We start from the raw sequence: 22,769 nt of genomic DNA on the forward strand, positions 1-22,769 counted from the left end.
GATGCCAACTGTCGTAATCTCCATGATGACGCCCCCCTCGGTTCAAGTGGTTGCTCGATACTTCCACTTTGGCACATCGATGCCGTTACGGGTGGGGGCGTCCATCCCATTGCTCCAAAGCCGCAAAAAATTTTTTAAAATTTTTTTGGAAGCAATGGAATAAACGGCTGAGCAGCATCGTTTTCCTGATAACGGCGGCGGACAGTCCGCGCCAACTCAAGGAGAAACGACATGCACACCAAGACCAAGACCATCGCCCGCCACATCGCCCTGATCGCTTCCTTCGGCCTGGCCGCCTCGGCCCACGCGCAGCTGCTCGGCGGCGGCGGCCACCTCGGCGGCTCGCTCGGCGGCATGGTCGGCGGCGGCGGGCAGTTCGGCGGGATGGGCGTGCCGGTCACGCGCGTCGACTCGCTGGGCGAAGCCCGCCGCGCCGCCCACGCCGCCGACACCGAGGCGCTGCGCCACAGCGCCTCGTTCGACGGCGCCGCGTCCGGCCAGTCGGCCGTCAATGCCGCCGCCAATGCCGCCGCCGGGGCGCCCGGCAAGACCGTCTCCGGCGACGCCGCCGGCGTCCTCGCCGGCAGCGCTTCCGGCGCCATTGCGCACGCCGGTTCGGCGGCTGCCGGCGCCGGCAAGGCAAGCGATGCGTCCAAACTCCCACAGGCCGGCAACGCCGCGCCCGCGGCGCAGGATGCGCACGCAGGCAGCGTAAAACCGGCTGCGCCGGCCGGACAGCTCATCGCCGGCGGCCACGGCGGCATGGATGGGAACGGCGATGCGGCGCTGGGCGGCACCGGATGGAGCACCGGCAAGGCCGCCTCGACGCAAACGGCACGCGGCGTGAGCACGCCGATCGGCCAGGGTGCAAAGGCGCAGGCTGGCGCGACGCGCAACTACGGCGCGTCGATCAGCGCGAACGCCAGGAACACCGCCCGCTCGGCCGGCCAGGGCGCGGCCGCGGACGGCAAGCAGGCCCGCGGCGCGGCGGATGGCGCCGGCTCGGGTGCGGCCAAGGGCAGCGGCAGCGCGAACGGCAGCGGTAGTGCGAACGGCAGCGGCAGTGCGAACGGCAGCGGCAGTGCAAACGGCAGCGCCAGCGGCGGGATCAGCGCCAACCTGGCGCTCGGCGGCAGCGCTTCGGCAAACGCCGGCGCCGGCCAATAAGCGGCACATAAGCAGCGGCGCGGCGGGTACGTGGCTCAGGACGTGATCAGCCCGTGCTCGTCGAGCACATCGTGCAGCAGCTCGAGGCGGATCATCGGGTTATCCAGCATCAGCATGTTCTGCTTCTGCTGGTTCGGCAACGGCAGCAGTTCGCACCAGCGATTGGCGACCCAGCCGCAGTCGTCGAGGCGGAACGGCGGCTGCACCGGCCAGCGGCTTTGCGGCACGTCGTGCAGCGAGGCCAACACGCGGTCGAGGGCGTCGGCCGCGCCCTTCAGGTCGGAGGGAATGCGCACCGCGTGGTCGTCTTCCAGCAGTTCGGCCTCGGCCATCCACAAGCCATTGCTGCGGCGCTCGCTGGAAAGCACTTGGAAGCGCGCACCGCCGCGGCACACTACCTGCAGCAGGCCCGGGGTCGAGGCGGTGGTGTCGTGCACCGAGGCCAGCGTGCCCGATTCCACGAAGCGCTCCAGTCCCTGCGGGGTGCGCACTTCCTGTCCATGCGTCAGCAGCACGACGCCGAATGGCGCATCTTCCGTCAGGCAATGGCTGATCATGTCGAGGTAGCGCACCTCGAAAATCTGCAGCGGCAGCACGCCATCCGGAAACAAGACCGTGCTGAGCGGGAACAGAGGTAAGGAGATCGTGGCCATGCGCGCATCATGACAGATTCGCCGCGCGAGACGGAGCACGATTCAATCGCCCGGAGCCTGCAGCGGCAAGTCGCGCACGGCCTCGAGCAAAGCCGCCAGGCGCCAGCGCAGCCGGGGCCAGCCGGGGTCCGGCTGCGGCAGCACGCGCACCATCACTTGCGAGGCCGGCGCGGCGTCGCAGGCGAAGGGATAGTCGCCGGTCTGCTCGAAAGGCAGGCGCACCACGTGCCCCGGCAGCACCAGCACCTGGCCGAACACGTGCGGCGCCAGGTCATGGTTACGCAGCAGCAGGACGTCGCGCACGCCGAGCGTCAGGCCTACCTCGGCGGGCACCGGCGCGGGCCCGGTGTGGCCGCGCAACACCGCAGCGCCGCGCGGAAACTCCAGCAGGCGTTCGCGCGTGGGATAGCGCAGCGGCGCCAGCGCGGCCCACAGCAGCGCGGCGAACACGACGGCGGCCAGCGACCATTGCAGGCGGCGCAGCAGGCTGGCGGATGGGATGGAGTCGGAGGCGTGCATCGGCGTGGTGGAATGGGTGTCATAATTGTAGCCGGGGCAACAGTCCCGCGCCAATGCCGGCTATTGTTGTGCGCCTTGCCACAGCATGGACGGGTATGCTCCTGCCCACCACCACGTCCTTGTCGCGACAGCCTACATGCCGCTTTCCGATCATTCCGCCAACTCCGCTCCGCCACGCAGCCCGGCCGCCGTTCCGCTGCTGCTGGCCGCGCTGATGTTCCTGGTGGCGCTGATCGTGACCTACGTGGTGGCGCACAAGGTCGAGCGCAGCGCCGAAAACGAACTCGAAGCCACCTTCAACTACCGCACCCGCGACCTGTCCGCCGTGCTGGCACGCCGCATGGAGGTCTACGAGCAGGTGCTGCAGGGCGCGCGCGGCTTCCTGCGCGGCTCGGTCGAGGTCAGCCAGCGCGACTTCGCCGACTATTACGCGGTCCTCAAACTGAACGAGAGCTTTCCCGGTATCCAGGCGCTCGGCATCGCCACGATCATCCCGCCTTCCCGGCTCGGCGCGCACGTCGCCGCGATGCGCGCCGCCGGCTTTACCGGCTACGAGGTCAAGCCGCCCGGCCCGCGCGACATCTACACCTCGATCACCCACATCCAGCCCTTCGACGGCAGCAACCTGCGCGCCTTCGGCTACGACATGTTCAGCGAACCGGTGCGGCGCGCGGCGATGGAGGCGGCGCGCGACACCGGCGAGGCGGTCGCCACCGGCCGGGTCACGCTGGTGCAGGAAGGCGCGCACGGCGTGCAGCCCGGCTTCCTGATGTACGTGCCGGTCTACCGCCGCGGCCTGCCGCGCAGCACGGAGGAGCAGCGCCGCGCCGCCATCGTCGGCTGGGTCTATGCGCCGTTCCGCATGAACGACCTGATGCGCGGCCTGGGCGGCGAGCATGCGAGCGACCTCGATGTCGAGATCTACGACGGCCGCCAGGGAATCGATGCCGCCCTGCTGTACCGCTCGCCCGGCGCGCGTCCGGCGGGCCAGCGCGCGATGTTCTCGCATGCCGAGACGATCGATACCGCCGGCCGCACCTGGACCCTGTCGGTCCGCTCAGCGGCGCGGCTCGAAGCCACGCTCGACAAGCGCCCGACCGTCGCGATCGCCGTCACCGGTATCGGCCTGGGGCTGCTTCTCGGCCTGGTGGTGTGGCTGCTCGCGACCGAGCGCCGCCGCGCCCTGCAGCTGGCGAGCGGCATGACACTCGAACTGCGCGCATCGCGCGACCGCATCGACGCCGAGCGCCAGCGCATCCGCCTGATCCTGCAGAACGCCTACGACGCCTTCCTCGCGGTCGGACCGGACGGCCGCGTCACCGACTGGAACGCCCAGGCCAGCAAGCTGTTCGGCTGGACCGAGGAAGAAGCGCTCGGCCGCGAAGCCACCGAGCTGATCGCCGGGCCGGAAGGGCGCGAACGCTGGCGCGCCCATGTCGCCGCGTTCACCGCGCGCGGCGAATGCACGCTGCTGGCCGGACCGGCCGAGCTGGAACTGTCGGACCGCCACGGCCACCCATTCCCGGTCGAGATCGCGGTCACCGCCCTGCCCTCGCCGGCGGGCTACGGTGCCATCGCCTTCGTGCGCGACATCCGGCCGCGCAAGGAGCTTGAAGAGCGCGAGCGCCAGCGCCAGCAGCGCCTGGTCGAGGCGCGCACGGCGCTGCTGCGCTCGCAGAAGCTGGAGGCGGTGGGCAAGCTCACCGGCGGCGTCGCGCATGACTTCAACAACATTCTGCACATCATCAGCGTCAACGTGCAGCTCATGATGCGCAACGAGGAGACCAGCCGCAAGCGCCTGCTCAGCATCATGGACGCGGTCGAACGCGGCAAGAAGCTGGCCGCCCAGCTGCTGGCCTTCGCGCGCCGCCAGCCCTTGCATCCGAGCGTGGTCAACATGGCCCAGCTGATCGAGCGCATGGACAGCCTGCTGCACCGCGCGGCCGGCGACGCGATCGAGATCCGGTTCGCGATCCCCGCCGAACTGTGGAACACGCTGGTCGACCCGAACCAGCTGGAGAACGTGCTGCTCAACCTGGTGATCAATGCGCGCGACGCCATGAACAACGAGGGCCGCATCACGATCGCGCTCGAGAACGTCCGCGTCGACGAGGGCAGCGAACTGGCCGACACCCACATCCGGCCGGGCGAATACGTGAAGATCGCCGTCAGCGACACCGGCAGCGGCATGCCGCCGGACGTGATGGAGCGCGCCTTCGAACCCTTCTTCACCACCAAACCGGAGGGCAAGGGCACCGGCTTGGGGCTGTCGATGGCGCACGGTTTCGTCAAGCAGAGCGGCGGCCACATCCGTCTGGCGAGCGCACCCGGCCAGGGCACCACGGTGAGCATATTCCTGCCGCGCGCGCTGCAGGACACGCCGGATTCGCTGTACCTCCCGACCCCGCATTGAAAGGAAAGCCTGTGGCCAAGCCCGCGACCGTGCCCGCCGACGCCGGCTTCGACCACACCCTGGCGCTGCTGTCCGAAGGTTACCGCTTCCTGACCGGCCGTTTCGAACGCTTCGGCACCGATATCTTCACCACCCGCATCATGCTGCGCAAGGCGCTGTGCGTGCGCGGCGAAGACGCGGCGCGCATGTTCTACCAGCCGGGGCGCTTCACGCGCCGCCACGCGCTGCCGCCGACCACCTTGGCGCTGCTGCAGGACTTCGGCAGCGTGATGGCGCTGGACGGCGAGACGCACCGCAAGCGCAAGGCGATGTTCATGTCGCTGCTGGGGCCGCTGGAACGCCAGCGCCTGGTGGGCTTGGCGGTGGCGCAGTGGCGCGCGCAGTTCGCGCGCTGGGCCGGCCAGCCGTCCGTGCTCGTGCATCGGGAAGCGGAACTGGTCCTGTGCCGCGCGGTATGCCAGTGGGCCGGGATTCCGATCAGCGCCGACGAGGCGCGCGAGCGCACGGCGGAGTTTTCGGCGATGATCGACGGCGCCGCCTCGGCCGGGCCACGTACCTGGAAGGCGCTGAGGCTGCGCCACCGCACCGAGCGCTGGGCCCGCGCGCTGGTCGACGCGGTGCGCAGTGGCCAGGCGCAGGCGCCCTTCGACAGCGCGCTGAACGCGATCGCGCGCCACCGCGACGCCGACGGCCGGCAGATCGACCGCAAGCACGCGGCGGTGGAGCTGATCAACTTCCTGCGGCCGACCGTGGCGGTGGCGCGCTTCATCGCGTTCGCGGTGCTGGCCCTGCACGAGCATCCGGCATGCCGGGAACGCATCGCCACCGGCGACGAGGCGTTTCTAGCGATGTTCGCCCAGGAAGTACGGCGCTACTACCCTTTCCTGCCGGCGATCGGCGGACGCGCGCTGCACGGTTTCGACTGGCACGGCATGCACGTCGCGAAAGGCACCTGGGTCCTGCTCGACCTGTACGGCACCGACATGCATCCGGCGATCTGGGGCGATCCGGAAGTGTTTCGTCCCGAGCGCTTCGAGCGCTTCGAGAGCAGCGGCTTCGACCTGGTCCCGCAGGGCGGCGGCGACCACTATGCGGGGCACCGCTGCCCCGGTGAATCCGTGACGGTCGACCTGCTCAAGTCGGCGGCGAAACTGTTCGCCGCCGAGATCGCCTACGAAGTGCCGCCGCAGGACTTGTCGATCAGCCTGCGCCGCATCCCGACCCTGCCGGCCAGCGGCATGCTGATCGAAAAAGTCAGGTTGCGGACTTAGTCGTGGATCAGGCGGCCCTGCTGCACGCGCACGCGCTCGCCGTTGCCGAAGCGCGAACGGCCCTGCTCGGTGAAGGTGCGATAGCCGCCGTTCGCCATCCGGACGCGGACGTCGGTGTAGGTCACGGAGTGCATGTTGCGCTCGACGCGGTTGCCGGCGTAGGCACCGCCGACGGCGCCGGCGATGGTGGCCAGCGTGCGGCCGTTGCCGCTGCCGACCTGGTTGCCCAGCAGGCCGCCGACCACGGCGCCGCCACCGGCACCCAAGCCGCTGGCGCGCTCGGCAGCGCGTTCATAGGTACGGGTCGAGACCACGGTACCGCAGTTCTGGCAATGCGCGGACGATGCGCGCTCGTGATGGTCCGGCGAAGCCTGGGCGGCCAGCGGCGCGGCGCCAGCGGCGGCGAAAGCGGCGATCAAGGCAAGGCGGGAGCCGAATGCAGAGATGTTTTTCATGATGTTTCCCCTTATAGTTGTCATAAACATGTACACAGGGTAACGTCAGCAAGCTGTTCCGGAAAGAGCTAAACCGTATCAAATGCAAGCGGTTGTAACTGAACTATTACACGAAAGTCAGCCGGAGACCTGCTATATGGAGAAGCTCCCATTCGACGTCGGCATCGCATTCGCGCGCATCGAGGAAGCGGTAAAACCGTGGCCCAAGGCGGCGCTATTCCAGCTGGCCGAGGAAGACTATACCTCCGTCTTCGAACAACTGCTGGCCTGCATCATCTCAATCCGCACCTATGACGAGGTGACGCTGCCGGTGTCGCGCAGGCTGTTCGCCCGGGCACGCACGCCTGCGGAAGTCGCGCGCCTGACTTGGGAAGAGCTGGATCCATTGATCAGCCCCAGCACCTTTCACGAACGAAAGGCCAACCAGATCCTTGCCATCGCCCGCGAAGTCGAAGAAAAATTTGGCGGCACGCTACCCGGCGAGCGCGACGTACTGCTGTCGTTCGCCGGCGTCGGCCCCAAGTGCGCAAACCTGGTGCTGGGCGTCGCCTGCGGCACGCCCGTCATCAGCGTCGACGTCCACGTGCACCGGGTGGCCGGGCGCTGGGGCTATGTGTCTGCCTCGACGCCGGAGAAGACCCTGGTAGCGTTGGAAGCAAAGCTGCCGGAGCGGTACTGGATCGATATCAACCGTCTGCTGGTGCCGTTCGGGAAGCACATCTGCACGGGGAACCGGCCGCGCTGTTCAACGTGTCCGGTGCTCGATATGTGCCGGCAGGTGGGCGTGACGGAGCATCGATAGAATATCCGAGCGACAATCTCGAACGGCTTATCTAGCTCCCCGCCGCGCCCACCAACCGATCCTGCGCCGCCCTGCCTACGCTACCGGGAAGCCCAGGTCATACCCCCACATGAAGAGCGCCGCTTCCAGTTTGCGGCTGGCGGCCGGGCCAGATCCGAACCGCGTGTCGCGATGCATAGCCAGCAGCTACTCGACGATCCAGCTGGCTCGCAGGTTCCACAGCACGTGGACATAGGGGCGGTTCCGCAGATAAGGGAAATACAGGACGCCGGGGCGTGGATTGCGGCACTTCGGTTGGGCCACATTCGGCCCCTCATTCGCAGTCATGCATGCAAACTGCAGGGCCGGTGGAATGGCATCCGGTTCCTGCCCGCGCTCGCGCGCCCACTCCACCACGAACCAAGCCAGCGCAGCGGCCACCCGGCTGTCGTAAATCACGAAGTGGTCGAGCAGCAGCGAATACACCTTCGTCATACCCGCATTGAAGCGCAGTTCCGGGCCGAAGTCCGCGGCGTCGTCATGGGTTTCGAGCGCTGTCTTGACCTTGCCAAGCAGCTCGGCAAGCCCGCTTTGCCTGGCACGCAGCCATTCCTCGTTGCGCCGCGCGACGCCGCCCCACCGCACCACTTCAATGGCCGCATTGCAGACCGTGGCATCACTCCCGGCCTTCAAGGCCGCGCGCAGCTGCCGCTGTAAATCCCCGAGCACGGCTTCGCTTTCGGTAAACGTGCTGCCAGAACAGCGGTCTCCGTCGATGCGCTTGAAGTTGAACGCCCACGCATACTGTTCGAACGCATCGCCCAGGTTGCGGAACCGCAGCGGCGCCTGTCGGGGGCGGGTATAGCCATGGCCGAGCCGCGAGTCGGCCTGGAGGTTCTGCCCCATCCATTCGACGAAGGAGGTAACGGCGGGATCGCGTAAGTAATTCTCTTTCTTCATCCAGACGTCTCTTCAGGGGAGCTGGCGCCGCGCATGCGCCTGAAAGACCTGGTCGCTCACGTTGCGCGCCCTGTGTCCCTGCCCGGCAGGCTGGATCACGGCCTGCAGCGACGCTTTCAATGCAACCGGACGGTTTTTACGGTCGTCACCGATCGGATAGGTGGCGGCAAACGGGGCCACCGCATCCGCCAGGGCGTTGGTCAGGATCGCGGCGTCGCAATGATCCTCTGCCGTCAATTCGCTCATCACCGATAGAATCGAGCAATCGATCAGCGTTCCTTCCATCCACGAGGCACTCGACGCATAACCGACGCACCAACGAATGGCGCTCTCTTCGATACAAGCTTCGATGGTCGTGGATGCCTTACCCGCATAGCAAGAGCCCAGCAGGACGCCGGTAATATTGTAGTCACGCGATAAGACGTTAATGCTGACCAAGGCTTCCAACAGATCGACGTTGCCAACACTTCTACTGCTGCCGTGTGCGGCGATGTACACCGTCGTGTTGCTGTACCTGGTCTTGCACAGGCATTCGAGCGCCGACGAGGATGGCGCGGTGGGCGTGTGGTTTTTTCATGTTAAACATCTTCAGGTAAATGGAATCGGGCCGCGAACGCGGTTCAGGCATATGCCGCAGCCATCCGCTGCGCAATCCCGGCTATTTCTTCGCGCAGGGCCGCCGGCTCTTCGATCACTACGCCGTCGCCGAACCCGAGCAGCCACCAGACCAGCGCGCGGGTATTCGGGACCGTGGCGGCCAGGATCAGCCGGCCGTCGGCATCGGTCGTGAGGACCTGGTCGGCGCTGAGCGGCGTTTCGAACAGGTGCTCGCCGGCCGCGCGGGTGAACACCGCACGCACATTGACCGGATCGCCGGCAATGACGCCGAACTGGCCAGAGGCGATATAGGCGTCGATGTCGAACCCGGGCTGTTTGCGCGCCGGCTCGTACAGCGCCTCGGCCTGCTGCACCCGGTGCAGCGCGATGGTGCGCACGTCCTCGTAGCGGCCAAACATGCAGACCAGGTAGACCAGGCCGCCGCGCTGCACCACAGCCAGTGGATGCACCGAGGCGTAGACCGTCGGCTCTTCCGCATCGCGCTTGCGGTAATGCAGCTTGAGCTGGCGGTCCTGCATCAAAGCCAGGTAGACGATGCGCTGGCACTCCTCGTCCATGCGCGGCGGCAGCAGCGGCTGCTGGGGCGGCACGCTGCGCACCTTGTCCAGCCAGGCCCGCGATGGCGCCGAGCCGTCGACGGTCGAGAGGGTCCGCGCCGCCGAGTGGAAATGCGGGCGCAGCGCGTCGACCGTGATCGGCGGCAGATGGTGCCGCAGGTGCTGCTCGACCAGGGTCAGCGTCAGGGCTTCGGGCACGGTCAGGCCCGGCAAATCGAAACTCGAGGCGTCGCGCAGCCAGCTCCAGCCGAACGGTTTGTCGCGGCGGTCACACGTGATCGGGAACACGGCGGACAATTCATTCAGGTCGCGCTGGACGGTGCGCTTGTCCACGCTGAAGTCTGCTGCGCACAAGCGCTCGCACAACTCCCTGGCCGAGACCTTGGCGGGCGCGCGCGGCACCATGCGCAGCATGTGCCACTGGCGCAGCAGCGATTGCTGGTTGGTCGCCATCAGAAGTTCTCCGCCCAGCGTTCCCAGAAACCGGGTTCGTCATGCTCGGCATTCTGCATCGCATAGTCGAGCGGCATGGCGTAGAAGCGCACGCCTTCGTGGCGGATGGTCCCGTCAGGATGCTCGAGATAGTCGCGCAGCGCCCGGTACTCGGGCAGCGACTCGTCGTACGGGACGTCGATGTAGACCTGGCCCAGCCAGGGGGCCATCACGCACGGATCGGCGAACGGACCGCATGCGGTCCACGGCACGCCGTGCGCGTCGAACCAGCTCAGCACGGCCGCACGTGTCGGATCGTCCCGGTATTCGTAGTTGCGCCATTCCTTGAAAGGCCGGGGATGGAATTCGAGGTAGAGCACGGCGCGCTTCTTCTTGCGCGCGATGGCGTCGATGTGTTCGATCAGTCCGGGCATGTGTACTTGTGCGGCGCCGATGACGCCGGCCGCCGTCTGGTTCAAAATGTCATGTTACCAAAAATATTTCCAGCAGGAAATACCAGCTAATCAGGATGTGGTGCCGAAGGTCCGATCGGGGCCATAGGGCGTTGTCGAAGATCCTTAACGCTGCAATGCCTGCGACAGCACCTGCCGCACCAGTTCGCCGATGCCCGGCGCCGAGGACTCGCGCTTGCCGGCTACGTTCAGGATCTTCACGCCATGTCGCGCCAGGAAGCGCGCCACGTACTTGGGATGCACGCCGGGGCGCACGTGCAGCCAGGGCTTGCCCAAGCTGTCCGCGAACGCGGCGGTGTGTTTCGAGCCGCCGTCGAGCTTGTCGTCGAGCGTGAAGATCAGCGTGGCGTCGCTGTCACGCACGTTCCATTCGGTGCGCTGCAAGTAGGATGCGGCCGGGGTCTCCTTCAGCCAGTAGCGGTCGGGCAGCGTCCCGTCCTCGGACTTGCGCCCTTTCGGGCACCAGCCGCCATGGGATATCCCTTGTTCGATAGCAAAGTCCAGCGCAGCGCGATCGGCGCCGGCCTGTCCGCCGGCGACCACCATGAAGCCGTCGCCGGTCACGAACACGTCATCCATCCATCCTCCATATCGATTCCACGAGACCTCAGCTTAGCCGCTTCCTGCGACAGTTCGTGTCGCAGCGATGCAGCGACACGAACTGTCGCTGCCTCTGCCAAGCTGTGCGGCATCGACAGGAAGTAGTCACAAAAGTTCACTGCCTTCAGGTATTTTTTCCTAAATACAATTAATTTCCGCCACCACATTAAATGCCAGCAACCAACATCACCGTTATCAGCGTCGCCCTTGCCCGCCTTTATTTTGCTGTTCTTCTCGAGCATCTGAAGGCAGAACTGAACAAACCTGCGGATCAGCGTGACATCACGATCCGGTATGGAAAACTCGTCGAACGGACCAAGGCGGCCTATTCCAAAGCGTCGTATATCGAGGCCGCGATTCCCACCAATATCGGCACCCGCCTGCTGGTCGTGCAACTGATCTGCGAAAAGCTCGCCTTGCCCAACCTGGCCTGCCTTGGCGTCAACGCTACCGGCGAGCCCGGGATTGCCTACCAAGAGGCGCGGGACTGGGAAATCGACAAGGCAGCAGTGCTCGCCTACGACTGGGACGGCGTGAGCGCAGACATTGCCAACGCTTTCGATATCGAAGCCCAGGAAGCCGCCCAGCGCGCGGAAAGGAAGCAGCGAAGGACCGTTACCGAGGCGGAAGCACGCGACTTGGTATACAAGGCCGACAAAGCGAGTCCTGGCAAATACAAGATCGACAATTACCAGAAAGAGGCAATGGTCAAGCTGATCACGAAAGGCCTGTCCGTGGATGAGGCTCATGCGGCAGTGACCGAATAAGCAGGAGACAGTGAGGATGAGGACCCGTAGACAAGATAAGCCGCCCTTGAACAAACACGCCAAGTATCCGAAAGCTGCGGTAGGTTGATTTATGGACTCCAATCCTCAACCGGTTCACTGTTACCGGAATTAACTCAGTCGCGGATTACTGCGTCAGAGAATTTCGGCGGTCTCCAGTACCGGTAGAGTATGTTGAACTTTGCAATCGACTAAGAAATTCGAAGCCACTATCTGAACCGATCGTTTCGAAAATCGAACGCATGGCCTATCTAATTTTGGCCAACGAAGATTTTCAAGGTGCGTCAAGCTCTGAAATTTCCGATGCTTGCCTTATAGCCGCAACCATCGGTTCTTTAAAATCGTATGCCGAGATTGCACCGAAAGTTCAACATGCATACATCAAAGAGGAGCTATCAGGCAGACTCAACCTGTTTTTCGAAGAGGCTCAAAGATGGCAGCTCGACGCGGAAGATGGCAAGGCTACTGGGCTGAGGTCTTCGGCGAGCGTTGACCCTTTGTTGAACCTTGTCTGCTTGCACAAAGAAAAAGGGGTAACGTCCTGGACGCAACCCCTTGTTTTCAATACTAAGTTTGGTAGGCCTCCCCGGAGTCGAACCGGGCACCACCGGATTATAAGTTTGCCAGCAAAACCAGGTCCGTAGGTAAATCGAGGTCAGGTAAGCGTAGGTTGGTGAAGGAAAAAGTATACAACGAATCAATGGGCTAGCGAAATTTACATAAAACAAGAGATGGTTGCGAGTGTACCGCTATTGTACCGCTGAGACCTGTCGCGCCGTTCCCAAGTGTAGAGTCATAGGCTGCTCCGCGTGCGACTCTAACGTGGCGGTCCCCCTCGGCAATGGAGATTTCGATCGGCACATTGCCTTCCGCTGTTCGGGCCTCTCAAGAAGGCCCAATTATGCCATGCTGAGAAGTATGTCTATCAGCACCGCACCAAACTCCCGTAACTTCCCGCAGCGGCACCAGTGCGCCTAAACACGCATTATTTCTACCTGTCTACAAAAGGTGGGCTGTATGAGAACGTGCTGAAAGCCTGTGCGTTGGCGGTCTATGCGCCAGATGGGATTCAAGGGGTTGAAAATCGAGCTGATCAGTGTTTAATCAGATATATCCCTTGTGATTGCCACGCCACCATTGAAGCAAACAGTTGTAATACATAGACTGTTTAGGGTCGACTTGATTGCTAGGTGAGGCCGTGGACAACGCAAACAACTCCACAATCGCCATATTGAAAGCGGTGATCATGGAGCACTTGGACGGAGGAGTCGCCATTGGCATTGACACTGGCGCGACGGGCACCGGGAAGACCACCTCCGCCAGCGAATTCCTGAACAATCTCGATTCTTTCCTAGAAGGACTGGACAGTGAGCGTCGTCTAAAAGTCGTGATAGTTGCTTCCCAGCACCGCCATCTCGGTAACTACTGGAAACGCGGCAGTCACCAGCGCCTCATCCGTTTCCTTGGTGCGGAAGAATACGCTCGCCGCCTACGCGAACTGGCCAATCAGCCGCTTCAACCACATGAGGTAGAAGAACATATGGTTGATGAGGGCCTTATTCCGCCGCATTGCCCACTGCGGCGCGACCGGGACTGGCAGAAGGAGATTACGGCCACGGCCGAGCGCAAACTCATCAAGTTGAGTGAATTCCGCGATCGTTGCAGGGAACGCTTGCGGCCCCAATTGCAATCTGCTGAGCCAGCACAGCTGTTTGAGGCATGTAACCACGCATGCCCGCTTGCCGGAGGTTCCTTTTTCGGCGCCCGTCTACCTCACGATCCTCCCGCCAACGGGCAGGACCGTATATCGCGTGCCAGGCGTCCCAGGATTGCCCTTCTTACCTCTGCAAAGCTTAGGTATCATGCCGCCGCTTTTTATGTTCATAATGGGGAGGTCGCTGTCCGGCACGCCGACTTTGGGGATATTACTGATGCGGTATTCCTCTATGAAGAGGCGGCAGACGTTTTTGAAACTATGCTTGGCTACGTCGACGAAAAAGCAGTTCAGACAGAACTGCTCAGCACTGCAGCCCTTACCCATGAATTATTCAACCGAAGACAGTTCGAGCAGGAATGGATCCGGCATTTCTACGAACAGACGTCGTCCATTTATCTGGGGACATCTGCCGATACCATTGTTCAGGCTGGGCAGTGGCTACCGGTCAACGTATATCAGTCGAACCCCAAGGAGCAAGGCGACTACTTGTTGCCGGTAAGCCGTGATCGGTGTGCATTGGTGATGGCGGATTTCCCCCGCTACGTGTTGCATAAGCAACTACGCGACGATGGCACCCCATATTGTTTTGTTCTTACCATCACTGGGCCGGACTGGTCGACAGCGCGGTTTCCACCACAAATCGTCCGGCCATCGAGCAAAGCTGTCGAGGCTCAATCAACTACGCCGTCCAACGTCGTTTCCTTGACTGTACCGCTAGGCAACCTAGTGCGCGCCACCTTCTCGCGCGCCATCAAGCCACTTGTAACCTATTTCCACTGGGCTTACAAATTGCACAAATACGTACCCCCTATCCCCTTTCGCGATCATGTGACCGTCGAGCTCAGCGAAAACTTTCAATTGCATTCGGCAGTGAAGCAGGAGTTACGCGACTTGGCGCTTAGCGAGATCGATTTCGGCAACAGCATGAAGACTTTGCGGGACAAAACGCAGGAAATATTCGCAGAAGATTACTATTATAAACACGGGATCGCGTTTTGCGAAGTCCATCGACCGACGGGCGATATTGCTGAACGCGAGCCTCTGAAAATCACGCTCAATGTCAGCAATCCGCCACCAGAATTGTTGCTTTATAACCAGCTCAAAAATCGAAATTCAATAATTTTTTCCTCCGCGACGATCCGGGTTAAGTCACCTTACACGAACATCAACCTTGATTGGGTGCTGCGCAAATTTCGCGCAGAATTGGCACTGGAGCATTCGGGTAAGCATTCAGTTATTGATGTGGACGACCCTTCCAGAAGCGAGCTTTACCGGTTGAAACGAAACGCAACCAATGCTTTATACGACGCACGTCGATGGGATAAACGACCGCTTGAGGTAGAGATCTTTCAGGTCAGCAAGGACCGGCCAGGTGAGGACTCAGAATACCAGAACGGATATCAGAAATTAACCGATATAATCCTTTCTTGGAACAAACAAGGCATCCCAGTGATCGGGATTGTCTTGGTTAACAGTTATGAGCACGCTCGGGAACTGTTGCGCCAGCTGGAGCGAAGCTACCAGGAGCTGAACATTGGCGAGCTTTGCGGAATTAACACGGATGTTCTCAGACCTGGTCTGTCAATCCTTGAAACGTGGATCACGGAAGGAAAAATTCAGCGCTCCGCGAACTCTGCGCCAAGTCCAACACGCGATTCCATTTTATTTGACGAGATCGAATGTGCAGTATCGTCTCGAATGGGCCCTTTGCTGAGCCGGGATGAGCCGATGAATGGCTTGATCGTCTCCGTCATCAAGAAAATTGGGAAAGGGGCCAACTTTCGCAACGACCTTACTAACGTGAAGCTTGGCAAGTGCGGCCGCGCCTACATGGGCGACGATTTTCATATCGACCCGCGCAATCCTTTTGTTGACTTCAACTTGATTGCGTTCGCCGAGCACCCTCGAAATTTTGTTAATCCATTGAACTACCGCCGAATCGCGGTTCAGGCTGTGTCGATCGGTGGGCGGGAGATGCGGGAGCAATTAAGCCAGCAATTGCGTGCAGGTAATGTCAAGGCGATTCAGAAGCTGATGAAATGGTCCAGCTTTGGTTCGGTTGCAGTCCTCGAAACAACGGCGCAAGGTGCAGGCAGGATTGTGCGTTGCCGCTCGCCACTTCCGCTTCATCGGTGCGTCCTAATTTCCGACACTCACGCCCGCCTCGTGATGCTTGGCATGGGGTGTAGCGACCCGCGCGAGCTGCCTTCTACTCCGGACCTTGCACGTATTGGCAGCAAATGTATCGAGTACTGGATCGACAGTACTCTTAATTACGAGGACGAACGGTCGGGGGCCGCCGAATGGGTGTGCGATGTTTACGGCGGCAAAATCGGGGAAACCATTGCAGCCTTGAAAGCGGTCCGTGATATTCGAACGTTCCTCGCTGAGCCCGGCCATCACCTGATGGCAAAGGAGGAGTTTGAACGCACACTTGCGAGGGCGTTCGCTGACGACTATGGCAGCAGCCCCACAGTTCGCGCGGTAAAGGAGACGGCCAGGGACAAGCTATGTCAGTCTTACATTGCGGTAACACGAGAACAACTGGCCCAAGCTAGCGTCGCGCAGAATGGAAACCAATTCATCCTCCACAACGAGGAAAAGGGGCTTTCGGTGATTTCTTACCGAGCGCATCGGCCTCGTAAGAAGACTAATCAGGACGTCATTATGCTTCTGAAGCCGCGCGAGCTATATGAGCTTGCGTACCCAGCCGCAGACGAAGCAGCGATCATGACGGTGCTCGAACGGCTGAACGGGAACATGATCGAGCTCTTTAAGGTCCAGTCCGCGCTGCGGCACAAGCACTTCATGGGTCCGATTTGGAACGGCACGCATGAAGCAGGTGATTTCTACTTGAAGATTCGAGGTATTAACATCTTACTGGATGCCAAGACGACCGCGGTGCGGTCTTCGCTCAACCCTCAAATGCGTGATGTCGATAGTTTACGCAAGGAAGTATCGGCAAAGAGCGCGCGGTTTAGCAAGGGTACGGGCATCGCTGTTGATGCGTTCGTTTTCGCTAATTCCGGTTGGGAATTCCAAAAAATGTGGTACCCAGATGAACTTCCGGGTTGTGACGTGCCTGTATTCCATATGGACGCATGCACAACTCTAAGTTTGGAAAAGATGACCGTCGAATTTAGCCGAAGCCTTCACGAGATCGCTACCCAAATTGGTCAGCGAAAAGCGCGAGTCGAGTCGGGGTAATCGTGGCAGATATCGCCTTCGCCCTCACAGCAGTAACCATTGACGAGCAGATAGTGCGCCAACGTGCTGCCGGTGCCAACGGGCGACTTATTCGACTTGACGATGACGAGACACATCGGCGGTGGAGCCAAGCGCTTTATGCTGAGATCGAAGCGGGCAAGGTACTCGCGAGCGTGCGCTCGACAAAGCAAATTTGGGTTCTGCTTGGATGCCATGTGCGCACCCTCAAAAATCCCGACATCCTTAACAATGCTAAAGATGCAGTAGGCGAACCTGTAGAAGTTTTAGCGCAGCTCTTCTTCATGTACGACCTCGCATGCGCTGCCCCTTTTGGTTATGTGCAGTATGTGGGCACTATTCATATCGCTGTGGACCAAAACTGGCGCGTCGGGACAAAGTACGTAAACATGTTGGACGTGCGCCTAAAGCCGATCCATCCCGGTCGCTGGCTACTGCAAATGCATTCTATTTCATACACAACCGAGCTTGCCTTTGCAAAGCAAACAGCTCGGTGTTTTACCGTGCGTCATGGTCCGGCCAGCGATGTTTTCCAGCTTATTGCTACCCCTAAACATGCCACCCAAGCGGCGCTTGCCTATGCCACTGTGAGTGCGAGTGCGCACAAGGTACCGTGGAAGTCGCGGCGTGCCGGGGATCAAATCGACAAGTATGCCTTGCTCCAGTTGGTGCTGGCCCGAATAGGTCAAAGCCTCGGATTGGCAATGCTCAGAGTAAACGTTGAACCTCTATACAGGTACCGCCAGGTGGGATCACAGGCGCAGGCAAAAAAGGAGTTAACGCACGAGAAAGTGATTGGACAAACTGCTGAGGTTCTTGCGAACTACCAGTTCCACGTAACCTCCCACATGGGCCGGCCTGAATTCTTGGCTTCCCTCATGAGACAAATGTTTCCGTTCGCGCACTGGGAGCCAGTTGATGAGGTCGACAATTGGCCTGGGACAATAGAACATCTCCTCGCGGTCGTAAATACGCCCTTTCGCGGCGAATCGGTCGAGACAGACGCGAAAGTGGCCGTGCGTGCCCACAGGTTCCCTGTGCTCCAGTGCATTACCGACACGACCCTTAATACCATTGTAAAATCCATCGAGAGGCGAGTGGCGAAGACCGCCGCCGATGCTGCAGTAGGTAAGACAGAAACCAGACGGCCACCGCAAGAACATGAAGTGATCGCGCGTGCATTGCTAATCCAGTTGTTGCTCAAGATCGAGCTTCGGCACAGCCGCTTCCTCCTGCGCCGTCCCTGGATGGGACATGTACAAGCGGAAAAATACATTTTCGTCTTTCGCGAATTTGGAGACAAGCGGTGGTCCGTCGTCAAACCTCTGGACGATTTCCACTTCGAAGTGCAGGTTGGTGAGAAAATTCATCGGCTTCTTGTGGATTCGCGCATCCCTGTGTTGATTGACCCTCCCGAACAGGGGAAGGACAAGCGCGGGAAAGATTACGAGAAAATTCTTCTCGCAGCACGTCGGGCGGTTATTATCCGCAACACTGAGATCAACGCTTACTCCGCACAGCGTGGAGGACATGCGGGGATTTGGTTGATCCCTGAACTGTTTGCTTACATTTCCTTAGGGGCGGACGCTGCTGCTAGCGACCTCAGCACGAAGGTCGCTCCGCGTTTGCGCGTCGTTGAGGCGTATGAGTATGGCATGCCAAGCGAGGAAACATGGCGCTGGCAAACGTTGCTCGACATGGCCTGCTTGGCATACGACCCGACTGTCCGATTGTTCAAAACCTCGGCTTTTCCAATATTCGTCAAGTTGGCTGCGGAAAAGCTCGCCGCGCTCAGCGAATCGGCATACGCTGGCTAGTGCCTGCAAGGTTGATAAGAAAAATTCTTCAATTTGAGGAATCGGCGCACCAACCGTCAGCCGCATCCAGGACGAGAACGCGCGCATGCTTGGCAATCGAAGTGGGCAAGTAGCTGCGCAGTCAGGACGTCAACCTGACGTTGTCCGGACTGATGCGCACCTATGGCAAGCCCGCCTTCATCCGCTCGGACAACAGTGCCGAATCCACCGCCATAGCGTCATGAAATGGCTGCGCGAGCAGAACATCAGGCCGGCTTACGAAATGCGTCAACATCTAAAGACGTGCAGGCTTGGATGCGTCCGCTCCGGCTAATAGCAAACGCGTGAGGCTTGCAAACAAGGGCTACCAAGCCGGCGGGCAAGGCCGCCGCGTCTTTATCTACCAGAAGGAAAACGACGAAGAGTTGCTGTTGGAGGCACATAATCACCGCAACCACAGCATCGTCGAAACCGCCTAAATGTTCTTTTGTTCATCGTCCAAAGCGGCATCCGTTCTTATTGCCAAGTGTTCGCACCGTCATTTGTTATCTTATCTGTAAGTGTGCTAAGGTAACAAACACTATACATGAGGGAGACAAAGGAGAATGGCGACCGCATTTGGCGACGCGCTGGCTACAAGATCTCAGACGATTCTTGCCATTAAAGAGCCAGTTTGTGCTCACGGGTAACGTCCGGGACCTTCAAGCTACTGAAATAACGCCAGGCGTGGTTATCCCTCTAAGGTTCGATCAGACGCTTGCCAACGCCCTCTTCGCCCATGGGTATCGGCAAGTCGTACTGTTCGACCAATTACGAGGGTGCCAACTCATGGCTCCTGCCATTCCCTTTGCGGATACTGTTTCGGCCGAGCTGCTAGTAAACGTTCCGGCGGTTGGAAGTACTCCAGCCGGTTTAGTGCGCTAGGAGAAATATTGCCACGCGTGGTCAGCCACAGCGGATCACCTGCTGTGCTCGGGAGTCTGGGGAACTAGTAATTGAGATGGCAAAGCCGGTCGGTGCAGTGCCCCTGAAGGTAGCACAACTTCCAGCGACAATGCAGGTGCACAGCTCCGCAGTTCGCTCGTTGAAAACTCAGTAGACTCGCTGACGGCCAGCTGACTCCACCTTTCGATATATGCCGCCAACGGAGAGCCGTGGGGGTTTATTGTCGCTCAAGGAAATCCTTTAAGCTGAATCTAACGAGGCTTTCCAGGTTCCTGACGGGGTCTTGCCATGCACTCTCCAGTACTCTCAAATTTGCTTACCGTACCGAAATTGTACCGCCGTGCCCGCCAGAAACGAAAAAAGGACTTAGGCTCTCACCTAAGCCCTTGATTTTATTGGTAGGCCTCCCCGGAGTCGAACCGGGCACCAACGGATTATGAGTTAGTTGGCAACTCTTTTCTGGTATTCAAACTCTTTAAAATCAACATATTAGATACTTTAGAGATGCACATAGGCCGTGCACATGCAGGGCATGTGCATGGAACTTGCACACGTTGCACAGACACGACACTAGCGCTTCACGCGAACAGCATCAAAGAACCAGCCTTGCCAGAAAATCACTAGATGGTTCGGTTTCGTGATGAACGCTGACGTACAGCCCAGGTCAACAACAGTGACCGGGTTAGGCAGGCCGAGCTCCTTTGAGCTTGCGTGAAATGCTTCGCGCAGATGAAGTCGGGGTTCGACCTTCTGCGCTTCAAATTCAGTCCCTCCGCAGTCCATTTTTTCGAATTTGACTTTATCTTTACGTATCGTGAAGACTTTGCCAAGAAGTTGCCGTGCTTCGCGCTCATCGAGCGATGCTATTTCTGCTCCATCAAGCGCCGCAGTAAATCGCCAGTCGCCGGTTACTCGTCGCTCAACCGGGTCTGACGCATAAGCGGGCGCCGGCGCAACGATAGCAATTGCAACAACGAATGATAATATCTTAACGCACTGAACAAGAAGCCGGACAATAGACATTTCAACTCCCCTCATTTAGCAGCAGCAGTCGCCGCTTCATCTTTGATAAGAAATGGCGCGGCTTCCTCGGCGCGGCGCTTGATTAAGCCTGGCGCAATGACGTATTTTTTCTTCCCTTTTCAATAACTTGCACTTTAATCATTAACGCCATGTTTGCCGCTGCCCCGGCAAAATCATTTTTATTCACGAACTTAAATGTAGTGCTGGAACCTCCCGCACCAGCATTATAAGCTAGACTGCACAGCGAATCGAACTGCGCCTGATTGAGCGAAACAGTGATATTGCGACGAACGATTCCTTCAGCTTCCCGAACCTTCCTCTCGAATGCTTGGTCTACCATTTCCATGCTCACCTTTTTTCCGAGCTCTTCTTCGGTACAAACTCCCCTATGAGCCAGAATACCGGTTCCCCACGTACAATGCCCTTTATTCTTGCCCATATCGTTGTAATACTTATAAATGTTCTTTTCCGTGGCGCGCATGCGAGCTTTGGCCTCGGGGCTCATCTTCATACTAGCGTTCGGACTAACCGCCGCTGGCTTGCCGGTCATAAATCGCTCCCTGAATGGATAAACCTTCAATCTAACAGCAACAAAAGCAAACTGATTGAGCTAACACAAGCAGTCTCATCAGTCTTGTTACATGATAGATACCCCACTCACAGGAGGAATCATGGCAATTGACGTATATCTGCAAATCGACGGCATAAAGGGCGAATCACAGGACGACAAGCACAAGGATTGGATTGAATGCGCGTCGGTAAATTGGGGGCTCATCCAGCCCCGCAGCGCGACCGCATCGACCGGCGGTGGGCACACCGCAGAGCGCGTAGAGATTCAAGAAATAACCTTCGGCAAAATGGCCGACCTGTCGTCGCCTATTTTGATGCAGACTTGCGCGATGGGCAAAACAATACCGAAAGCCAAATTCGAATTCATGAGGGCGGACGGCAACGGCGTTCCTATTAAGTACTTTGAGATTGAGTTAGAGAACGTCCTCATCGGCGCGATTTCTCCTGGAATCGAAGCAGGGTCGATTTTGGGAGAACATGTCAGCCTGAAATTCTCCAAGGTCAAATGGAAATACACGCAACAAAAGATTGGCGGCGGCGCTGGCGGCTCGACGGTTGGCGGCTGGGACTTGGCAGCCAATAAGGTTGCGTGAGTCAACAATACATAGAGAAGCCTCGGACGGCCGGGGCTTCCTATTTCGACCGAAGTCTAGTCACCAAAAGCGCGAGCATGAGCTGCAGAGGCGTGCCGGAACAGCGTCCGGCGTGTGCGGCCCTCATACGCGCTGCGCGGCCGGAAGGACCAGAAAAAGGCCTAGAAGAGCGCCTTACGGAGCTGAGCCCTCCCAGTTACTCAGCAAAGCTGTATGAGAATCTGAAGTGGTCGACTACAGTCGGCGGGATATCGCCCCAATCGCCGTCATGGTATGCCTGTTGAACTTCAGACCGTGTGTATTCTGTTCCACGGAATACAAACGCACCTCGCCTAATTCTCGCCGCTTCGAGTTCTTTTTCTTGTTCAGCGTCCTCGACATTCAGAGCCTCTGCGAATTCTTCGAACTCGGCCTTTTCTTGAGTTCGACGTTTAGCAGTGTACTCTTCATCGGAGAGCTTACGGTCGGCGAAAGTATTGACCTCGTCAGTTGAAACATCAGCGATTTTCAACCGATACGATTGGGTTTTGTTGTAGCCCCGCTGACCGAGTTTTTCGACATAGCCGAGCTCGACAAGCCCCGGCCCGGTGCTCTTGGTTACCTTACCGGTCTTTTTGCTCGGCTTATCAAAATTCGGATTGCTAATCAAAGCCGACACGAGGCTGGTATGCGGCTTGCCTTTCGAGTAAAAGCCGCACATCTCTGCCAAACGCTCAAGCCCAGGGAAGCAGTCCACACCGTCTCGATTGGCGTGATGCGCAAGAAGCGCAAGCAATTTAAGTTGGCGAGGGCCGATACGTTTATCGAGAAGAGCTTGCAGCGGAACGATTGCGAATTGCTGGCCGAACCAAGCCGATTTTTTAGATTGCGTAGATTTCATTGCGACACCTTTGGCTTTGTGAGTGAATATCAAGCGTGTGGGTTACACGCTGGATATATAGCCAGCAGTTTTAAACGCTCTGAAGTTCGACAACGACTCGGGAATACCCATGCGCATCCGGCTATCCGGGAGCCTTATACTTTCGTCTTTTTGGAGACCTTGCCGCTCCGGCTTGGCCCATACGCGGCGTAGCCGCGCAGCCGCGAAGCGGCTAGGCGCTAACAGGGTGTAGACAAAATCAAACCTGATGGGTAAGTCTATTCAGTAGCATACGTGCCTCGGCCAACCACACCCAGGCGGCCGAGATATCCAGCTTGCGGTCGTGATGCATGACCG

20 protein-coding genes and 1 pseudogene are annotated in these 22,769 nt (G+C 59.6%); 10 read left to right on the forward strand and 11 right to left on the reverse strand.

Translation table 11 applies throughout. The features are described 5' to 3' along the window. Positions 1-231: 231 nt before the first annotated feature. Positions 232-1,167: a hypothetical protein gene (locus ACI48D_RS25615; protein WP_435574064.1), complete on the forward strand. Its 936-nt coding sequence runs from the start codon at positions 232-234 to the stop codon at positions 1,165-1,167. A 35-nt stretch (positions 1,168-1,202) separates the two neighbouring features. Here the strand turns inward: ACI48D_RS25615 and ACI48D_RS25620 are convergent, their stop codons facing one another. Further along, entirely contained in the window at positions 1,203-1,820 is a 618-nt protein-coding gene (locus ACI48D_RS25620; RefSeq protein ID WP_435574065.1) for an LON peptidase substrate-binding domain-containing protein, read from the reverse strand. 42 nt (positions 1,821-1,862) lie between these two features. Then, positions 1,863-2,339, reverse strand: coding sequence for a cupredoxin domain-containing protein (locus ACI48D_RS25625; RefSeq protein ID WP_435574066.1), 477 nt, complete (start codon positions 2,337-2,339; stop codon positions 1,863-1,865). Between the two features lie 136 nt (positions 2,340-2,475). Between ACI48D_RS25625 and ACI48D_RS25630 the strand changes: the two genes are divergently transcribed. Both ACI48D_RS25630 and ACI48D_RS25635 read left to right on the forward strand, forming a co-directional pair. Then, entirely contained in the window at positions 2,476-4,752 is a 2,277-nt protein-coding gene (locus ACI48D_RS25630; protein ID WP_435574067.1) for a CHASE domain-containing protein, read from the forward strand. An 11-nt stretch (positions 4,753-4,763) separates the two neighbouring features. Next, complete coding sequence (locus ACI48D_RS25635) at positions 4,764-6,023, forward strand: cytochrome P450 (protein WP_435574068.1); 1,260 nt, start codon at positions 4,764-4,766, stop codon at positions 6,021-6,023. Here the strand turns inward: ACI48D_RS25635 and ACI48D_RS25640 are convergent. Then, positions 6,020-6,478 (reverse strand): glycine zipper 2TM domain-containing protein, encoded by a 459-nt coding sequence (locus ACI48D_RS25640; RefSeq protein WP_435574069.1) that lies wholly within the window; start codon positions 6,476-6,478, stop codon positions 6,020-6,022. The two genes, ACI48D_RS25635 and ACI48D_RS25640, sit on opposite strands and share 4 nt — an antisense overlap. Before the next feature lie 136 nt (positions 6,479-6,614). Between ACI48D_RS25640 and ACI48D_RS25645 the strand changes: the two genes are divergently transcribed. Further along, positions 6,615-7,280, forward strand: coding sequence for an endonuclease III domain-containing protein (locus tag ACI48D_RS25645; RefSeq protein ID WP_435574070.1), 666 nt, complete (start codon positions 6,615-6,617; stop codon positions 7,278-7,280). Positions 7,281-7,466: 186 nt separating this feature from the next. Here ACI48D_RS25645 and ACI48D_RS25650 read toward each other — a convergent pair whose 3' ends face one another. From ACI48D_RS25650 to ACI48D_RS25670, 5 genes are all read right to left on the reverse strand, one after another. Then, the gene (locus ACI48D_RS25650) at positions 7,467-8,219 is read right to left on the reverse strand and encodes a hypothetical protein (RefSeq protein WP_435574071.1); all 753 of its coding nucleotides are present in this window, start codon (positions 8,217-8,219) and stop codon (positions 7,467-7,469) included. A gap of 12 nt (positions 8,220-8,231) precedes the next feature. Then, on the reverse strand, positions 8,232-8,717 hold the full coding sequence (locus tag ACI48D_RS25655; protein WP_435574072.1) for a hypothetical protein: 486 nt from the start codon (positions 8,715-8,717) through the stop codon (positions 8,232-8,234). Between the two features lie 122 nt (positions 8,718-8,839). After that, on the reverse strand, positions 8,840-9,847 hold the full coding sequence (locus ACI48D_RS25660) for a helix-turn-helix transcriptional regulator (RefSeq protein ID WP_435574073.1): 1,008 nt from the start codon (positions 9,845-9,847) through the stop codon (positions 8,840-8,842). Beyond that, the gene (locus tag ACI48D_RS25665; protein WP_435574074.1) at positions 9,847-10,260 is read right to left on the reverse strand and encodes a hypothetical protein; all 414 of its coding nucleotides are present in this window, start codon (positions 10,258-10,260) and stop codon (positions 9,847-9,849) included. The genes ACI48D_RS25660 and ACI48D_RS25665 overlap by 1 nt, the downstream gene beginning before the upstream one ends. A gap of 144 nt (positions 10,261-10,404) precedes the next feature. Continuing rightward, entirely contained in the window at positions 10,405-10,878 is a 474-nt protein-coding gene (locus tag ACI48D_RS25670) for a putative molybdenum carrier protein (protein ID WP_435574075.1), read from the reverse strand. 191 nt (positions 10,879-11,069) lie between these two features. On the opposite strand from ACI48D_RS25670, the gene ACI48D_RS25675 reads away from it, so the two are divergent. The 5 genes and pseudogenes from ACI48D_RS25675 to ACI48D_RS25695 all read left to right on the forward strand — a co-directional run bounded on the left by ACI48D_RS25675 (position 11,070) and on the right by ACI48D_RS25695 (position 18,901). Further along, the gene (locus tag ACI48D_RS25675) at positions 11,070-11,666 is read left to right on the forward strand and encodes a hypothetical protein (RefSeq protein WP_435574076.1); all 597 of its coding nucleotides are present in this window, start codon (positions 11,070-11,072) and stop codon (positions 11,664-11,666) included. 1,216 nt (positions 11,667-12,882) lie between these two features. Beyond that, entirely contained in the window at positions 12,883-16,608 is a 3,726-nt protein-coding gene (locus ACI48D_RS25680) for a hypothetical protein (protein ID WP_435574077.1), read from the forward strand. 2 nt (positions 16,609-16,610) lie between these two features. Next, the gene (locus ACI48D_RS25685) at positions 16,611-18,443 is read left to right on the forward strand and encodes a hypothetical protein (RefSeq protein ID WP_435574078.1); all 1,833 of its coding nucleotides are present in this window, start codon (positions 16,611-16,613) and stop codon (positions 18,441-18,443) included. A gap of 77 nt (positions 18,444-18,520) precedes the next feature. Continuing rightward, positions 18,521-18,702, forward strand: a pseudogene (locus tag ACI48D_RS25690) (IS3-like element ISBcen23 family transposase); the annotation flags it as partial. Positions 18,703-18,766: 64 nt separating this feature from the next. After that, positions 18,767-18,901 carry a hypothetical protein gene (locus ACI48D_RS25695; protein WP_435574079.1) on the forward strand — a complete coding sequence of 45 codons (135 nt, stop codon included), beginning with the start codon at positions 18,767-18,769 and terminating at the stop codon, positions 18,899-18,901. A gap of 1,036 nt (positions 18,902-19,937) precedes the next feature. On the opposite strand, the gene ACI48D_RS25700 is transcribed toward ACI48D_RS25695, so the two are convergent. Together ACI48D_RS25700 and ACI48D_RS25705 are read right to left on the reverse strand one after the other, a co-directional pair. Beyond that, positions 19,938-20,390, reverse strand: coding sequence for a hypothetical protein (locus ACI48D_RS25700; protein WP_435574080.1), 453 nt, complete (start codon positions 20,388-20,390; stop codon positions 19,938-19,940). Between the two features lie 82 nt (positions 20,391-20,472). Further along, complete coding sequence (locus ACI48D_RS25705; RefSeq protein WP_435574081.1) at positions 20,473-20,940, reverse strand: glycoside hydrolase family protein; 468 nt, start codon at positions 20,938-20,940, stop codon at positions 20,473-20,475. A 121-nt stretch (positions 20,941-21,061) separates the two neighbouring features. On the opposite strand from ACI48D_RS25705, the gene ACI48D_RS25710 reads away from it, so the two are divergent. Then, positions 21,062-21,553 carry an Hcp family type VI secretion system effector gene (locus ACI48D_RS25710; protein WP_435574082.1) on the forward strand — a complete coding sequence of 164 codons (492 nt, stop codon included), beginning with the start codon at positions 21,062-21,064 and terminating at the stop codon, positions 21,551-21,553. Between the two features lie 196 nt (positions 21,554-21,749). Here ACI48D_RS25710 and ACI48D_RS25715 read toward each other — a convergent pair whose 3' ends face one another. Further along, on the reverse strand, positions 21,750-22,433 hold the full coding sequence (locus ACI48D_RS25715; RefSeq protein ID WP_435574083.1) for a hypothetical protein: 684 nt from the start codon (positions 22,431-22,433) through the stop codon (positions 21,750-21,752). Positions 22,434-22,769: the final 336 nt, after the last annotated feature.

This window comes from Massilia sp. LXY-6 (assembly GCF_051233485.1).
GTDB lineage: Bacteria > Pseudomonadota > Gammaproteobacteria > Burkholderiales > Burkholderiaceae_D > Telluria.

Excerpts from the sequence above, each read along its gene's own strand:
- ACI48D_RS25660 (WP_435574073.1), bottom strand. The coding sequence starts at position 9,847 with ATGGCGACCAACCAGCAATCGCTGCTGCGCCAGTGGCACATGCTGCGC.
- ACI48D_RS25650 (WP_435574071.1), bottom strand. The coding sequence starts at position 8,219 with ATGAAGAAAGAGAATTACTTACGCGATCCCGCCGTTACCTCCTTCGTC.
- ACI48D_RS25620 (WP_435574065.1), bottom strand. The coding sequence starts at position 1,820 with ATGGCCACGATCTCCTTACCTCTGTTCCCGCTCAGCACGGTCTTGTTT.
- ACI48D_RS25615 (WP_435574064.1), top strand. The coding sequence starts at position 232 with ATGCACACCAAGACCAAGACCATCGCCCGCCACATCGCCCTGATCGCT.
- ACI48D_RS25700 (WP_435574080.1), bottom strand. The coding sequence starts at position 20,390 with ATGTCTATTGTCCGGCTTCTTGTTCAGTGCGTTAAGATATTATCATTC.
- ACI48D_RS25710 (WP_435574082.1), top strand. The coding sequence starts at position 21,062 with ATGGCAATTGACGTATATCTGCAAATCGACGGCATAAAGGGCGAATCA.
- ACI48D_RS25670 (WP_435574075.1), bottom strand. The coding sequence starts at position 10,878 with ATGGATGACGTGTTCGTGACCGGCGACGGCTTCATGGTGGTCGCCGGC.
- ACI48D_RS25675 (WP_435574076.1), top strand. The coding sequence starts at position 11,070 with ATGCCAGCAACCAACATCACCGTTATCAGCGTCGCCCTTGCCCGCCTT.
- ACI48D_RS25640 (WP_435574069.1), bottom strand. The coding sequence starts at position 6,478 with ATGAAAAACATCTCTGCATTCGGCTCCCGCCTTGCCTTGATCGCCGCT.
- ACI48D_RS25630 (WP_435574067.1), top strand. The coding sequence starts at position 2,476 with ATGCCGCTTTCCGATCATTCCGCCAACTCCGCTCCGCCACGCAGCCCG.
- ACI48D_RS25645 (WP_435574070.1), top strand. The coding sequence starts at position 6,615 with ATGGAGAAGCTCCCATTCGACGTCGGCATCGCATTCGCGCGCATCGAG.
- ACI48D_RS25665 (WP_435574074.1), bottom strand. The coding sequence starts at position 10,260 with ATGCCCGGACTGATCGAACACATCGACGCCATCGCGCGCAAGAAGAAG.
- ACI48D_RS25715 (WP_435574083.1), bottom strand. The coding sequence starts at position 22,433 with ATGAAATCTACGCAATCTAAAAAATCGGCTTGGTTCGGCCAGCAATTC.
- ACI48D_RS25625 (WP_435574066.1), bottom strand. The coding sequence starts at position 2,339 with ATGCACGCCTCCGACTCCATCCCATCCGCCAGCCTGCTGCGCCGCCTG.
- ACI48D_RS25705 (WP_435574081.1), bottom strand. The coding sequence starts at position 20,940 with ATGACCGGCAAGCCAGCGGCGGTTAGTCCGAACGCTAGTATGAAGATG.